A 14,239-nucleotide genomic window follows, 5' to 3' on the forward strand; every position below is an offset into this window, starting at 1 on the left:
CATAAATTTATCACGCATTATGGGCTATTCTTCAAACTGAGTTGGCTTTAATTGATGAGGAGTGGGTCAGCTCATCACCTTCTTGGCCATATTGATTTTCACTTCACTGTTAATATCATTACGTAGATAAACTCCTAACAACAAGCCTACCAGCGAGAGCAGCAGCATATAATATGCTGGCGCCATAGGGGTTACCTTCATTAATAGGGTCACTAAAATAGGTGTCAGGCCGCCAAATATGGCGTAAGCCACATTATAAGAGAATGAAATACCAGTGAAGCGAACCTCTGCCGGGAAAGCGCGCACCATCACATAGGGTACCGCCCCAACAATTCCGACACAGAAACCCGCCATCATATAATGGGTAAACAGTTGAGTCGGATCAGTCAAATTGGTGTGGTAGAACGACCATGTCGATAGCGCTAACATCAAGCTGCCGACAATAAAGGTTTTACTGGCACCGAAACGATCAATAGCCAGGCCTGCAATCACGCAGCCACAAACTAGCGCAACAATTGCTAAACTGTTCGCCTGCAGTGCCAGCGCGGGTAATACACCAAACTGTTTCTGTAAATAAGTTGGCGTCATCAGGATAACCACCACAATACCGGCAGAAAGTAGCCAGGTGAGCAGCATCGAAACGACCACCTCTTTTTTGTAATTGACCACCACAGATTTCAGTGGCAACTCTTCAGCCAAGGCTTTACGTGCCTGCATCTCTTTAAAGATAGGTGTCTCTTGTAACCAGCGGCGCAGATACATGGCGAACAGACCAAAAATCCCACCCAGGAAGAACGGCACACGCCAGCCGCCATCCAGAATAGCCTGATGACTCAACGAGGTATTCATTGCCGTTGCAACCAGCGACCCCAGCAAAATCCCCGCCGTTAAACCAGCAGTTAAGGTGCCACAGGCAATCCCAATACGTCGGCGTGGCACATGTTCAGCCACAAAGACCCATGCCCCGGGGACTTCACCACCAATCGCCGCACCTTGCAACACGCGCATAAGGAGCAGTAGCAGTGGTGCCGCGATGCCGATAGAGGCGTAAGTCGGCAGCATACCGATCGCCAGCGTTGGCAGTGCCATCAATAGAATACTGAGGGTAAACATCTTCTTACGGCCAACCAAGTCGCCAAAATGCGCCATGATGATGCCGCCCAGCGGACGAGCCAGATAACCGGCGGCAAAAATACCGAATGTCTGCACCTGACGCAGCCATTCAGGCATATCCGTCGGGAAGAAGAGGTCACCAATTACCGCGGCAAAAAAGACAAAAATAATAAAATCATAAAATTCTAACGCCCCGCCTAATGCAGCCAGTGTCAGCGTTTTATAATCTTGCTTATTTAATCGACGATTATGATGCTGCTGCGGGCCAGCATCATGTTGGGAAAAGTCGCTTTGAGATGAGTTGTGTTCTTGAGACATATGACACCGTAGTAAACCAGAGTTGGGGAAGAAAAATATTTTCATCTTTTTGTAAAGTAAACATGACTATACCGTACAAAATTCCCCACACTCGTATAATGACATCTAATGCTGTAGAAACTTTCAATTTAGCTTTTTATTTCAATTATGGCACTCTTAGGACGAAAAGCTGCTACTACTGCGCTGTTCGTTTCGATATAAGGCCCGTCCAGTAATTGAATGCAATAAGGTACGCTGGCAAAAATACCGGCGACCATAACGTTAGATTGCGCATCTTTCACCCCTTCCAGCGTCTCTTTAATCGATTTAGGCTGCCCCGGTAAGTTGATGATCAGTGCTTGCTTGCGGATAACCCCTACCTGACGGGATAAAATAGCGGTAGGAACAAAATGGAGGCTGATTTGACGCATTTGCTCGCCAAAACCTGGCATCTGCCGATCGGCGATAGCCAGAGTGGCATCAGGGGTAACATCGCGCCTTGCCGGGCCAGTTCCACCGGTGGTCAACACCAAATGGCAGCCCATTTCATCGACCAACTCACACAATGTTTGTTCAATCAGTGTTTGCTCATCAGGAATAAGGCGCGTTTCTATTTCAAAGGGGGTGGTTAACGCACTTGCCAGCCACTCTTCCAGCGCCGGAATGCCTTTATCCTGATAAACCCCGCTCGACGCCCGATCAGAGACAGAGACTAAACCTATACGTAATGTATTCATGCGATTACCTCAACGAAATGCCTTTATCTGATCAAATGATAACATACCCAAAGTGATTGCAGTGGCGGCCCGGGCAGTAAACCTCTCCAGTGCAGAGGCAGTAGAAAAACAAAAAAGGCGGCTTACGCCACCTTTTCGTCAAATCTCGCGTGATCTGCTCAGATTACAGCAGGTCTGAGATCATTTTCTCAAGTTTGCCCTGATCGATAGCAAACTTACGAATACCGTCAGCCAGTTTATCAATCGCCATTGGGTCCTGATTGTGCTGCCAGTAGAATTCAGCTTCAGTCAGCGGTGTAGGTTTCGGCTGAACTTCACCGGTGTAAGAGAGTTTACGCTCGACTGGACCTTCGCTTTCTGCCAGCTCTTTCAGCAGCGATGGGGCGATAGTCAAGCGGTCACAACCGGCCAATTCAATGATTTCACCCAGATTACGGAAGCTTGCGCCCATCACTACAGTCTTATAACCATGTTTTTTGTAATACTGGTAGATCTCAGTCACTGAAACCACACCTGGATCTTCGTTTGGTGCGAACTCTTTTTTGTCGCCATTGGCTTTGTACCAGTCAAGAATACGACCAACAAACGGAGAGATCAGGAACACACCCGCTTCAGCACAAGCACGTGCCTGAGCAAAGGAGAACAGCAGGGTCAGGTTGCAGTTGATACCCTCTTTTTCCAGCTGTTCTGCGGCACGGATACCCTGCCAGGTAGAGGCCAGCTTGATCAGGATGCGGTCATTGCTGATGCCCGCTTCGTTATACAATTTGATCAGGCGTTTAGCTTTTGCCACGCTAGCAACAGTGTCATAGGAGAGACGCGCATCAACTTCGGTAGAAATACGCCCAGGGATCAGTTTCAGAATTTCCAAACCAATATTGACGGCCAGTTTGTCCGTTGCATCGACAATCTGCTGAGCATGATCGCTACTTTGTTCACGCGCCCAAGCAATGGCTTCATCGATCAGTTTGCGATATTCAGGAATTTGAGCGGCATTCAGAATAAGGGATGGGTTGGTGGTTGCATCTTGCGGCTGATACAGCTTCATTGCCGCGATATCCCCAGTATCTGCGACTACAGTGGTGATTTGACGTAGGGAAGTAAGTTTATCGGTCATGTTGTCGTTTCTCGTCGTTTGTGCATGAACTTTTGGCATTTCGCAGCCCTGCCTTGTTCTGATAATAACATGCGTAAGCCTCGGTGCAAGGCAGTTAAACTGATTAAAAAAAGCGCAACCTTGCGCTCTCCGCTTCGCAACCGTTTACGCCTTTCAAAACAGCTGGAAATCATCTGATTAATAGCAAATTTGTCCATTATTGTGGGGCTGAGACGATTTAGCTAAGCTATATATCCTTTGGAAACTATACCCCCGATAAAGAAAGCAGCCTACCTATCTTAGCAATCGCCCAATCTTCTTTTTGCTGACGCGCGCTTTTTGCTACAGTGTGCTATCTGGATTAACAGGATGCCGTGATGCTTATTATTATCTCCCCAGCCAAAACCCTTGATTATCAAAGTCCATTAGCGACCAACAAGTTCACTCAACCTGAAATGTTGGATAAATCACAAGCGCTTATCGAAATCTGCCGCGAGTTGACGCCAGCTCAAATCAGCAGCCTGATGGGGATTAGCGACAAACTGGCGGGCTTAAATGCGGCTCGCTTTAGCGAATGGCAACCTGATTTCACGCCAGAAAATGCCCGTCAGGCCATTTTGGCCTTCAAAGGTGATGTCTACACTGGGATGCAGGCACAGACTTTTAGCGATGCCGATTTTGATTTCGCCCAACAGCATCTACGCATGCTCTCGGGCCTATACGGCGTGCTACGCCCGTTGGATTTGATGCAGCCCTACCGGCTGGAAATGGGCATTAAGTTGGCGAATCTACAGGGCAAAGATCTCTATACATTTTGGGGTGATCAGATAACCGAAAAACTGAATCAGGCGCTGGCGCAGCAAGGAGATAACGTGCTGATTAATCTGGCTTCTGATGAGTATTTTAAGGCCGTGAAAACGGCCAAAATAGCCGGTTCACTGATTAAGCCGGTATTTTTAGATGAGAAAAACGGTAAATACAAAATCATCAGTTTCTACGCCAAGAAAGCCCGTGGCTTGATGAGCCGTTTTATTATCCAGAACAGATTAACCAAACCTGAACAACTGGTTGATTTTAATCTGGAAGGTTATGAGTTTGATGCCGGGCTGTCGGCGAAAAACGAACTGGTATTTAAGCGGGCTGAACAGCACTGAAATTGAAAGGGCCATTAGAAAACTGAACTGGCCCTTTCACCTTGATGCTAACAACAGATTACTTTGGCAAGGCCATTAAAAACGCCCGCATTGTCGCAAAATCTGCTGGTAAATCATGGGATAGCAATGGTAATTGCGCCCGTATCGCCAGTGGTTTTGGCAAGGGTAGCTCTTGGCCCAAAATGGCTTCCACGCTCTCTTTGAATTTCGCCGGGTGTGCCGTACCAATGAACAGCCCGAACTCACCATCTTGCAACTGATCACGCAATACACGGTAAGCAATAGCGGCGTGAGGCTCTGAAATGTAACCCAGCTTCGCCAGCTCGCGCAGGGTCTCTTTTGTCACCTCATCACTCACTGCACCGTGGCCCAAATCCTTCAACTGCCAGACCTTACGGCGATATAGCTCCTCTACACGCGGCCAGTTATTCGGCTGGCTGACATCCATGGCATTCGATAAGGTCGCAACCGTGGATTTTGGCTGCCACTGGCCGTTGACCAAGAAACGCGGCACGGTGTCATTGGCATTGGTTGCCGCGATAAAGCGCTTCACCGGTAAACCTAAGGATTTAGCCAGCAAACCTGCGGTCAAATCACCAAAGTTGCCGCTTGGCACAGAGATAACCAGTTGATTACGCGCTTCTTGTGGCAGTTGGGCCACTGCTTCAAAGTAGTAGCAAATCTGCGCCAGTAAGCGGCTGATATTGATTGAGTTCGCCGAGTTAAGACTCAGTTCCTGCTTTAATTCTTCATCATCAAAGGCTTGCTTGACCAGCGCCTGGCAGGCATCAAAATCGCCATCAATCGCCACGGTGTGGATGTTGCCCCCCAGCGTACAGAACAATTTCTCTTGCAGTGGGCTGATTTTTCCGCGTGGATAGAGGATAACCACACGCACATTTTTCAAGCCGTAGAAAGCATGGGCCACCGCCGCACCAGTATCACCGGAGGTCGCCGTTAAGATGGTCACCGGCTGGTCACCAGCGACTTCAGCCAGCATTTGCGCCATAAAACGAGCGCCGAAATCTTTAAACGCCAAAGTCGGGCCGTGGAACAGCTCCAGTGTGGCGATATCATTCTCAACTTGCGCTATCGGTGCCGGAAACTCAAAAGCGGCCTGGACGCGTTTGGTTAACACCTCAGGGGCAATTTCGCTGCCAATAAATGCAGACAAAATACGGCTGCTGCGCGTCACAAAGTCCAGATCCAGCAGTTGGTCTATCTCTGTAACGTTAAATTCGGGCAACTCCAGCGGGAAAAAAAGCCCCTGCTGCTTACCCAGGCCCTGCTTGATCGCTTGCGAGAAGCTGACCTGCTCGTTGTGATCTTTAAGGTTATACAGTTTCATGCGTTATCCCAGTAGTCGTGCGCCTGCGGTATCCAGACGGCAAATATGAACAAAACCTTCGTCGTTTTGCAGGTAGTGATTTTGTAGCCAGCTCGCCATGCGCTGCGCGGTTTCAGTGTCGTTGCAGACAGCAAACAGTGTCGGGCCGGAGCCAGAAATGCCACAGGCCAGTGCGCCGATATCCTGTGCCGCTTGTCGTGCAGCCGCAAAGCCTGGCAGCAATTGGGTGCGGTAAGGCTCGGCAATCACATCTTTCATCATTTTGGCGGCTAAATCTGGCTGCTGCGTGTGGCAGGCATGAATGAATCCCGCCAGGTTGCGCCCATGTGCGATGCAATCCTGGCGGCGATACTGTGCCGGCAAAATGGCGCGTGCCTCAGCTGTTGAGACTTTAATACCCGGATAGGCCATCACCCACAGCCAGTCGTCAAAACCGGGGACGCCCTGACTGATGTAGCCCTCCTGCTCAAGAATTAGCTGCATCCCACCCAAATAGCAGGGCGCGACATTATCAAAATGGACACTTCCAGAGACGCGCCCTTCCAGCTCACCCATCAGCCCCAGCAGCGTCACCTCATCCAGCGGCTTGCCACAGAACTCGTTCATTGCCATCAAACCGGCCACCACCGAGCAAGCACTGGAACCCAGCCCTGAACCAATCGGCATGTTCTTTTCCAGCACCATCGCCACCGGAATCGTTTTGCCGATCGCCTGACAAAAACGCTCCCAACATTGATAAACGATATTCTCTTTCGGGTCATTAGGTAATTTACTAACAAAGCGACCTTCATTGCGCAGGCTGAAACGATCAGCCGCCGTCACACTGACGCAATCGCCAAGTAGGGTGCCATCTATCGGTGTCACTGCCGCGCCCAACACATCAAAGCCGACGCTGACATTGCCAATCGATGCCGGAGCATAGATTTTAACCATATTTAAACTCCCAACTTCCATGATAATGTGCGTAAAAGATCGGCAAACACCCCTGCGGCAGTCACATCATTACCTGCGCCATAACCGCGTAATACCAACGGAATCGGCTGATAATAGCGGGTATAGAACGCCAGCGCGTTTTCACCACTCTTCACTTTATACAGTGGATCGTTACCATCAACCGCATCCATCCGCACTTTACAACGCCCCTCTTCAATGACCCCGACATAGCGCAGTACTTTCCCCTGCTCTGCGGCATTCGCCACCAGACGGGTAAATTCTGCATCCAATGATGGCAAACGTGCCAGGAAGCTCGCTACATCACCAGAGGCATCAAAACTTGCAGGTAGCACAGGCTCAACCTCGATATCTGCCAGTTCAAGTTTGTACCCCGCTTCACGGGCCAAAATCAACAACTTGCGGGCAACATCCATTCCAGACAGGTCATCCCGTGGATCTGGCTCGGTATACCCCATCGCCTTGGCCTGCAAGGTGGCCTCTGATAGTGTCATCCCTTCGTCCAGCTTGCCGAAGATAAAGGAGAGCGAACCTGACAGGATGCCAGAGAAGCGCATCAGTTCGTCACCGGCATTGAGCAAATTCTGTAAGTTTTCGATCACCGGCAGACCCGCGCCGACATTGGTGTCATACAAGAACTTACGGCATGATTTTGCCGCCGCCGCGCGCATCTGGCGGTAGTAGTTCATTGATGAGGTGTTGGCTTTCTTATTTGGCGTGACCACATGGAAACCATCTGCCAGGAAATCAGCATATTGATCCGCCACCGCCTGGCTAGAGGTACAGTCAACAATCACCGGATTGAGCAAATGATACTCTTTCACCAAGCGAATCAGGCGGCTCAGGTTAAATGGCTCCTGCACTTCAGCCAATTCGTGACGCCAGTTATCCAGCGCAATACCATGCACATTGGTCAACATGGCTTTGGAGTTGGCGATACCGCAAACGCGCAGATCAATGTGGCGCTGTTTCAGCCATGGCTGCTGGCGATAGATTTGCTCAATCAATGCCCCGCCCACGCCACCGACACCAATCACGAACACTTCAATCACTTGATCAGTGTTAAACAGCATTTGATGGCAGACACGCACGCCGGTGGTCACCGCATCATTACTGACCACCACCGAAATAGAGCGCTCGGACGAACCTTGGGCGATGGCGATAATATTGATGTTGGCACGGGCCAGTGCCGAGAAGAAGCGGGCTGAGATCCCACGCAGGGTGCGCATACCGTCGCCGACGACAGAGATGATAGCCAGATGCTCCATCACATCTAGCGGCTCCAGCACGCCATCTTTAAGCTCTAGATAAAACTCCTCCTCCAGTGCCTTACGGGCGCGCAGAAGCTCCCCTTGTGGCACACAGAAGCTGATGCTGTATTCGGAGGAGGACTGAGTGATCAGCACCACAGAGATACCACTGCGCGACATCACGGCAAAGACGCGGGCAGCCATACCGACCATCCCTTTCATTCCCGGCCCTGAAACATTGATCATCGCCATGTTATTCAGGTTGGTGATGCCTTTTACCGGGAAACCGTCGTCACTGCTCTCGCCGCCAATCAGTGTGCCGGGAGCTTGCGGGTTAGCGGTGTTTTTTATCAGGCAAGGGATCTGGAACTGGGCGATGGGGGCGATAGTGCGGGGGTGAAGAACTGAAGCGCCAAAGTAAGATAGCTCCATCGCCTCCTGATATGACATCGATTTCAATAAGCGCGCATCAGGGACAACACGGGGATCGCAAGTATAAACCCCATCAACATCAGTCCAGATTTCACAACAGTCCGCGCGCAAACAGGCGGCCAACACGGCGGCTGAGTAGTCGGAACCATTACGCCCCAGCACCACTAACTCACCTTTGTCATTACCGGCAGTGAAACCTGCCATCAGAATGATGTGATCGGCAGGAATATTGCTGGAGCCAATACGGCGAGTCGATTCAGTGATATCCACCGTGGATTCGAGATAGTGGCCTTGAGCTAGCAGTTTCTCGACCGGATTAATCACGCTGACTTGATAACCTTTCGCTTGGAATAGCGCTTCCATAATAGCAATGGAGAGTTTTTCGCCACGGCAAATGATAGCCGCATTGATGCTGTCCGGGCACTGTCCCAGCAAGGAGATACCATGTAAAACGTGCTTGAGTTGCGCAAACTCATGGGCGACCAAGGCTTTCAAACGCTCATAGTCAAAGCCCGGTTGGGCATCGGCTAATCCGCGTAAAAGCTCGGAAAAAATCCGCTCGGCATCACTGATGTTTGGCGAGATATCTTGCCCGGCGACCATTTTGTCGATCATCGCGACCAGATGGTTGGTAATTTTAGCGGGGGCGGATAATACCGTAGCCACTTGTCCCTGACGCACATTACTTTCAATGATATCGGCAACACGCATAAAGCGTTCTGCATTTGCTACTGATGTCCCGCCAAATTTCAGCACTCGCATTTCTGGTTCTCTCCCGCTTTCGCGCTTTTTTATCGCAAACTTTTTTGCAAAGATTTGATTGAAAAAAAAAGCCCGCACTGTCTAGGTGCGGGCTTTTTTCTGTTGTTTCCTGTACGCGTCAGCCCGCCCCGTAACCAGTGGTTTCGGTGGTGGTAATAATCGTTGTAGTCAGGCTGATGTATCGCATGTCGTCTGTCTGTCTCATAAATGAAGCTCTCCCTATATTGGTTAAAGCAATCGCCCGATGAAGTCAAATTTTTTCATCTAATGCCGCTAATTAACTCATTACTCAATCAGGGTTAATCCTCTAAACCTACAGGGGTTATCTGGCAATACAATTAAAAATAATGGTTAACAGCCAGATAATAAAACTGAAATATTAACTTTAATCCATATAATTAACTTTAACGTTTTTTTTCAACTTAATGATAGAACCCCCTGACAGGCCATTGATACCAGCTCTATGATAAAAACCGCTTAAAGCAACGAAATAGTCATTTTCTGACTCGCTATTCAGACTAGCTTTCTAAAAAGTAGCAAAAAATGCCTCTTGCCCTTGTTGCTTTACATTTGGCTAACATTGGCGATAATTCTTCTTATGCTTTTGTGCGAAATAGCGCACTGGCAAGAAAAACCGCTTCATTGCCGCCATGGCGGAAGAATATTGATTTTAAACAATAAAAATCAACAGATTAGAAAAGTGTTTTTTTTGTTACGTCTGACAATCAATTTTTAATATTAATAACACTGAATCGAACACATATTTTAGCCCACCATCACTTAAGCTGGTATTCTTGTAAGTCTTTTTCACAAAAGTGTTAACGTGCTACAATTGAATTTGATATATGTCAACAAAGCGTAGTTTTGTTGGGTGGTAGATTCGGCTTACACTGTTATATTGCTGTTAATAGGGTTAGGATATGCGCCGCTTTTGTCACCTTTGGGGCTGTAGGGAGTAACACCCCGACCAAGCTAGTGATGTTGTTGACGTTGATGGAAAGTGCATCAAGAACGCGTTTACGTACTTTAGTCATGTGATGAACGGGATGACGAGTAACAAGTCAATAAAAATCCTAATATAACAAAGACTTCTGTACTTCCTATTTCTATTTTGTTGGCAATTTTAGGTAGCAAACATGCAGACCCCGCACATTCTGATCGTAGAAGATGAGATAGTTACTCGTAACACCCTGAAGAGCATTTTCGAGGCGGAAGGCTATGTTGTTCATGAAGCCAATGATGGCGCAGAAATGCACCACATTCTGTCTGAGAATGATATTAACTTAGTTATCATGGACATCAATCTGCCGGGCAAAAATGGCCTGCTGCTGGCACGGGAACTTCGTGAACAAGCCAGTGTTGCCCTGATGTTCCTGACAGGTCGTGATAACGAAGTAGATAAGATCCTTGGCCTGGAAATTGGCGCTGATGATTACATCACCAAACCTTTCAATCCGCGTGAATTAACTATTCGGGCACGCAACCTGCTGTCGCGTACCATGAATCTGGGCAGCGTCGGCGAAGAGCGCCGTTTGGTTGAGAGCTATAAATTTAATGGCTGGGAGCTGGATATCAATAGCCGCTCACTGATAAGCCCTGCGGGCGAGCACTATAAGCTGCCACGCAGTGAGTTCCGCGCCATGCTGCACTTCTGCGAAAACCCGGGCAAAATTCAATCCCGTGGTGAATTGCTGAAGAAAATGACCGGTCGTGAGCTGAAACCGCATGACCGTACAGTTGACGTGACTATCCGCCGTATTCGTAAGCATTTCGAATCCACACCGGACACGCCTGAAATCATCGCCACTATCCATGGTGAAGGTTATCGTTTTTGTGGTGATCTGGAAGAGTAATCTTTCGCGAACACACAAAGATAAAAAGGCCAGCTTAGATGCTGGCTTTTTTATCTCTTTATTCTGTTAAATTAGACGGTTGCCACGGCATAATCGGCACGGCACTGATGGCATTTTTCGGTGAACCATCAACCACGCGATCCGAATAGGTCAGATAGATTAGCGCATTGCGTTTTTGATCGTAGAAACGCACCACCTGTAACTTTTTAAATACCAGTGAAGTACGCTTCTGGAAAACCACTGTACCGTCAGATTTCTTATTCTGAATCTTGTCACTTAGCTCTATCGGCCCCACTTGCTGGCAAGAGATTGCTGCGTCAGACGTATCTTCCGCCAACCCTAACCCGCCTTTGATACCGCCGGTTTTTGCCCGGCTGATATAACAAGTTACATTTTTAACATCAGGGTCATCGAAGGCTTCAACCACGATTTTATGATCCGGCCCCAGCAGCTTAAATACCGTATCGACTGAACCAATCTCCTCCGCATGGGCGCTAATTGCCCCCAAAGAAAGTAAACAACCAAGCAATATCCAACTTTTTTTCATACACTTACTCCATTCCGTTGAATAAAGTTATTCAACGCTAACTATTTTTAGCAAAAATAAAATATCCGCTAAAAAACCATTTTATAGATCTTAGATGCTTTTTTAACACATAACGATAGGAAATTCTTAAGCAGTCGGGAACATAAAAAGTTGCTACTATGCGCCAGAGTTATTATTTCCATACTATTAACACCCTAAATTTAGGCCGCTTTACGAGGAAGATCTATGGATCAAGCCAGTATCATTCGTGATTTGCTCAGCTGGCTAGAAAGTCATTTAGACCAGCCTTTAGCACTGGACAATGTCGCTGCTAAAGCAGGCTATTCAAAATGGCATTTGCAGCGAATGTTCAAGGATGTCACCGGGAGTGCTATCGGTGCTTATATTCGTGCAAGAAGGCTATCTAAAGCCGCTGTCGCGTTACGACTCACCAGCCGCCCTATTTTGGATATTGCTCTGCAATATCGCTTTGATTCGCAGCAAACCTTTACCCGCGCCTTTAAAAAACAGTTTGCGCAAACACCGGCGCTATACCGTCGGGCGGAGGATTGGCATTCAGCGGGAATATGTCCGCCGATCCGGTTAGGTGCCTATGCTCTGCCTGAACCTGAATTCATCACCTTACCTGAGCAACATCTGGTCGGTTTAACCCAGAGCTACTCCTGTACCCTTGAGCAGATATCGACCTATCGCACTGAATTGCGGAGCCATTTCTGGCAACAGTATCTGGGGGAAGCCGATCAACTGCCGCCGGTACTCTATGGCTTGCATCACTCCCGACCGAATCAGGAGAAAGATGATGAGCAAGAGATTTTCTACACCACGGCCATTGAACCACAGCATGTGCCGGGTAACGTGCAGGAGGGGCAAGCGGTTATCTTGCAGGGTGGCGAATATGTGCTGTTTAGCTACGAGGGGCCGCTGGACGGTTTACAGAACTTCATCCTGACACTCTATGGCACCAGCTTGCCGCAGTTAGGATTAACCCGTAGACGTGGCTATGATATCGAACGATTCTTCCCGCAGGGGAGGCCAAAAGATCAGCCTCCGACCTCGCTGAAATGTGAATATCTCATCCCTATCCGGCGTTAACGCTGTAGCTCATCAAGTGCTGGCATATCCAAGTGAGCGGTATCGCCAGCACTTTCAATCACCCACCCCGAAGCCAGCCAAGGGCTCTCCTGATAATCAACACGCGACAGCGAACAGTTGCGCAAACGTAGACGCCGTTCGGCATGTGCGGGTAAACCAAGCAACGTACTCAGCAAGCACCCCAGCGCCATACCATGGCTGACTAACAGCGGCTTGCTGCCAGCAGGTAACTCAAGGCAGCTATCTAGCGCCGCACGCATACGCTGCCCCAGCTCTGTCATCGACTCCCCTTCAGGGATACGACCACCTTCAGTGCCATTGACCATCTGCTTACGCCACTGCTCCTCTTCTGGTGTTAAGCTCTCAATCGGACGTGTTTCCAGCACCCCCATATCCAGCTCGCGCAAACGGGGATCTGTCACCATTTTTAGCCCGCAAGCATCGGCGATAATTTTTGCCGTCTGCTGCGTACGCCCAAGATCACTGGCGATAATATGTGTGATCCCTTGGCTGCGAACCCGTTGTGCAACCAAGTACGCCTGACGTATACCGTTGTCGGTTAGCGGGCTGTCTGACTGGCCTTGAATACGGCGTTCCGCGTTCCAAATGGTTTCGCCATGACGCACGAGATATACCTGTAACATGTCTTTTTTCCGTTATACTGCGTGAAATAACCCTGCGACTTCATATGCGAAGGGTATAGGTTCTTAAATATATCGAGACTTATTATGTACCATGTTGTTGCCGCAACTACCAACCCTGCAAAGATTAAGGCTATCAGCCTCGCCTTCGATGACGTTTATGGCGCTGACAGTTACCGCATTGAAGGTGTCAATGTTGATAGTGGTGTCCCCCTGCAGCCTATCGGCAGTATTGAGACACGCACCGGTGCCAGACAACGAGTGACTCATGCGCGTCGGCTTCGCCCTGAGGCTGATTTTTGGGTCGGGATTGAAGCCGGTATCGAAGATAATATGACCTTTGCATGGATGGTTATTGAGCACTTACAATCACGGGGAGAGTCGCGTTCTGCCAGTTTGATGCTGCCCGATATTATATTGCAAGGAGTTCGCCAAGGCCGTGAGCTAGGCGACGAAATGGCAGTTTTAACCGGGATAGCGAATGTTAAGCAGAAAGGCGGGGCCATCGGCATTTTCACCGACGGCAAGTTGACTCGTACCAGTGTTTATCATCAAGCGTTATTGTTGGCGCTAGTGCCATTTCATAATGAAATTTATCAACAGTCAGCCCAGAGCTAAATCGCCGCGAAAGAAGCTACTTTTTATCTGCCAGTAATTGGGCCTCGAGCCAGCTTTTAAGCCGTGGTGGCGCAGCCTTCAGGCTATTGGAACCCCGGGTGATGGTGGCGATACCGGCACCCAACTGATTTTTCAGTTCACGCTGACTCAACTCACCACGCATTAACTCCTCAATGATACGGACACGGGTGCCCAGCGCGGTGCGCTCATCGGGTGTCAACATCAATTGTAACAACGGCAAATGGAGATCTTGCGCAATCGCATTTTGCAGCAGTGCAACAAAGCTCAGCCAGTGCTGATTATCTTCAGTCGACAGATTCGGATCGGTCAATCGTAGTTTTGTCATAA

15 protein-coding genes and 1 other annotated feature are annotated in these 14,239 nt (G+C 48.9%); of the genes, 4 read left to right on the forward strand and 11 right to left on the reverse strand.

All coding sequences use genetic code 11. From position 1 onward, the window contains the following. Window positions 1-66: 66 nt before the first annotated feature. The 3 genes from FFE93_RS17965 to tal all read right to left on the reverse strand — a co-directional run bounded on the left by FFE93_RS17965 (window position 67) and on the right by tal (window position 3,264). Window positions 67-1,431: an MFS transporter gene (locus FFE93_RS17965; protein ID WP_005270647.1), complete on the reverse strand. Its 1,365-nt coding sequence runs from the start codon at window positions 1,429-1,431 to the stop codon at window positions 67-69. A gap of 128 nt (window positions 1,432-1,559) precedes the next feature. Then, window positions 1,560-2,147 (reverse strand): molybdopterin adenylyltransferase, encoded by a 588-nt coding sequence (gene mog, locus FFE93_RS17970; protein WP_005270648.1) that lies wholly within the window; start codon window positions 2,145-2,147, stop codon window positions 1,560-1,562. Window positions 2,148-2,310: 163 nt separating this feature from the next. Next, complete coding sequence (gene tal / locus FFE93_RS17975; RefSeq protein WP_005270650.1) at window positions 2,311-3,264, reverse strand: transaldolase; 954 nt, start codon at window positions 3,262-3,264, stop codon at window positions 2,311-2,313. A gap of 356 nt (window positions 3,265-3,620) precedes the next feature. Here tal and yaaA point away from each other — a divergent pair, with 356 nt between their 5' ends. Then, entirely contained in the window at window positions 3,621-4,397 is a 777-nt protein-coding gene (gene yaaA / locus FFE93_RS17985; RefSeq protein WP_049599846.1) for a peroxide stress protein YaaA, read from the forward strand. A 58-nt stretch (window positions 4,398-4,455) separates the two neighbouring features. Here yaaA and thrC read toward each other — a convergent pair whose 3' ends face one another. The 5 genes from thrC to FFE93_RS21805 all read right to left on the reverse strand — a co-directional run bounded on the left by thrC (window position 4,456) and on the right by FFE93_RS21805 (window position 10,174). Then, complete coding sequence (gene thrC / locus FFE93_RS17990) at window positions 4,456-5,745, reverse strand: threonine synthase (protein WP_005270659.1); 1,290 nt, start codon at window positions 5,743-5,745, stop codon at window positions 4,456-4,458. 3 nt (window positions 5,746-5,748) lie between these two features. Then, the gene (gene thrB, locus FFE93_RS17995) at window positions 5,749-6,678 is read right to left on the reverse strand and encodes a homoserine kinase (RefSeq protein ID WP_005270660.1); all 930 of its coding nucleotides are present in this window, start codon (window positions 6,676-6,678) and stop codon (window positions 5,749-5,751) included. Between the two features lie 2 nt (window positions 6,679-6,680). Continuing rightward, entirely contained in the window at window positions 6,681-9,140 is a 2,460-nt protein-coding gene (gene thrA, locus FFE93_RS18000) for a bifunctional aspartate kinase/homoserine dehydrogenase I (RefSeq protein ID WP_005270661.1), read from the reverse strand. Between the two features lie 61 nt (window positions 9,141-9,201). Further along, window positions 9,202-9,320 (reverse strand) — a sequence feature (Thr leader region). Next, on the reverse strand, window positions 9,259-9,345 hold the full coding sequence (gene thrL / locus FFE93_RS18005) for a thr operon leader peptide (RefSeq protein ID WP_071984879.1): 87 nt from the start codon (window positions 9,343-9,345) through the stop codon (window positions 9,259-9,261). It overlaps the preceding feature by 62 nt. Window positions 9,346-10,033: 688 nt before the next feature. After that, window positions 10,034-10,174, reverse strand: a complete 141-nt coding sequence (locus FFE93_RS21805; protein ID WP_004706054.1) for a hypothetical protein — start codon at window positions 10,172-10,174, stop codon at window positions 10,034-10,036. Between the two features lie 102 nt (window positions 10,175-10,276). Between FFE93_RS21805 and arcA the strand changes: the two genes are divergently transcribed. Next, window positions 10,277-10,993, forward strand: a complete 717-nt coding sequence (gene arcA, locus FFE93_RS18010) for a two-component system response regulator ArcA (protein ID WP_004706052.1) — start codon at window positions 10,277-10,279, stop codon at window positions 10,991-10,993. A gap of 58 nt (window positions 10,994-11,051) precedes the next feature. Here arcA and creA read toward each other — a convergent pair whose 3' ends face one another. Next, window positions 11,052-11,540, reverse strand: coding sequence for a protein CreA (creA, locus tag FFE93_RS18015; RefSeq protein WP_005270663.1), 489 nt, complete (start codon window positions 11,538-11,540; stop codon window positions 11,052-11,054). Window positions 11,541-11,765: 225 nt separating this feature from the next. Between creA and robA the strand changes: the two genes are divergently transcribed. Further along, window positions 11,766-12,632, forward strand: coding sequence for an MDR efflux pump AcrAB transcriptional activator RobA (robA, locus tag FFE93_RS18020; RefSeq protein WP_005270664.1), 867 nt, complete (start codon window positions 11,766-11,768; stop codon window positions 12,630-12,632). Here the strand turns inward: robA and gpmB are convergent. After that, window positions 12,629-13,276: a 2,3-diphosphoglycerate-dependent phosphoglycerate mutase GpmB gene (gpmB, locus tag FFE93_RS18025; protein WP_138775695.1), complete on the reverse strand. Its 648-nt coding sequence runs from the start codon at window positions 13,274-13,276 to the stop codon at window positions 12,629-12,631. The two genes, robA and gpmB, sit on opposite strands and share 4 nt — an antisense overlap. A gap of 84 nt (window positions 13,277-13,360) precedes the next feature. Here gpmB and yjjX point away from each other — a divergent pair, with 84 nt between their 5' ends. After that, window positions 13,361-13,891 carry an inosine/xanthosine triphosphatase gene (gene yjjX / locus FFE93_RS18030; RefSeq protein ID WP_054872294.1) on the forward strand — a complete coding sequence of 177 codons (531 nt, stop codon included), beginning with the start codon at window positions 13,361-13,363 and terminating at the stop codon, window positions 13,889-13,891. A 16-nt stretch (window positions 13,892-13,907) separates the two neighbouring features. Here yjjX and trpR read toward each other — a convergent pair whose 3' ends face one another. Next, a complete protein-coding gene (gene trpR / locus FFE93_RS18035; protein WP_032896350.1) occupies window positions 13,908-14,237 on the reverse strand; it encodes a trp operon repressor in 330 nt (109 codons plus the stop codon). Window positions 14,238-14,239 lie beyond the last annotated feature (2 nt).

The sequence above is a fragment of the Yersinia sp. KBS0713 genome, from assembly GCF_005937895.2.
In the GTDB taxonomy this organism is placed as follows: Bacteria; Pseudomonadota; Gammaproteobacteria; order Enterobacterales; family Enterobacteriaceae; genus Yersinia; species Yersinia bercovieri.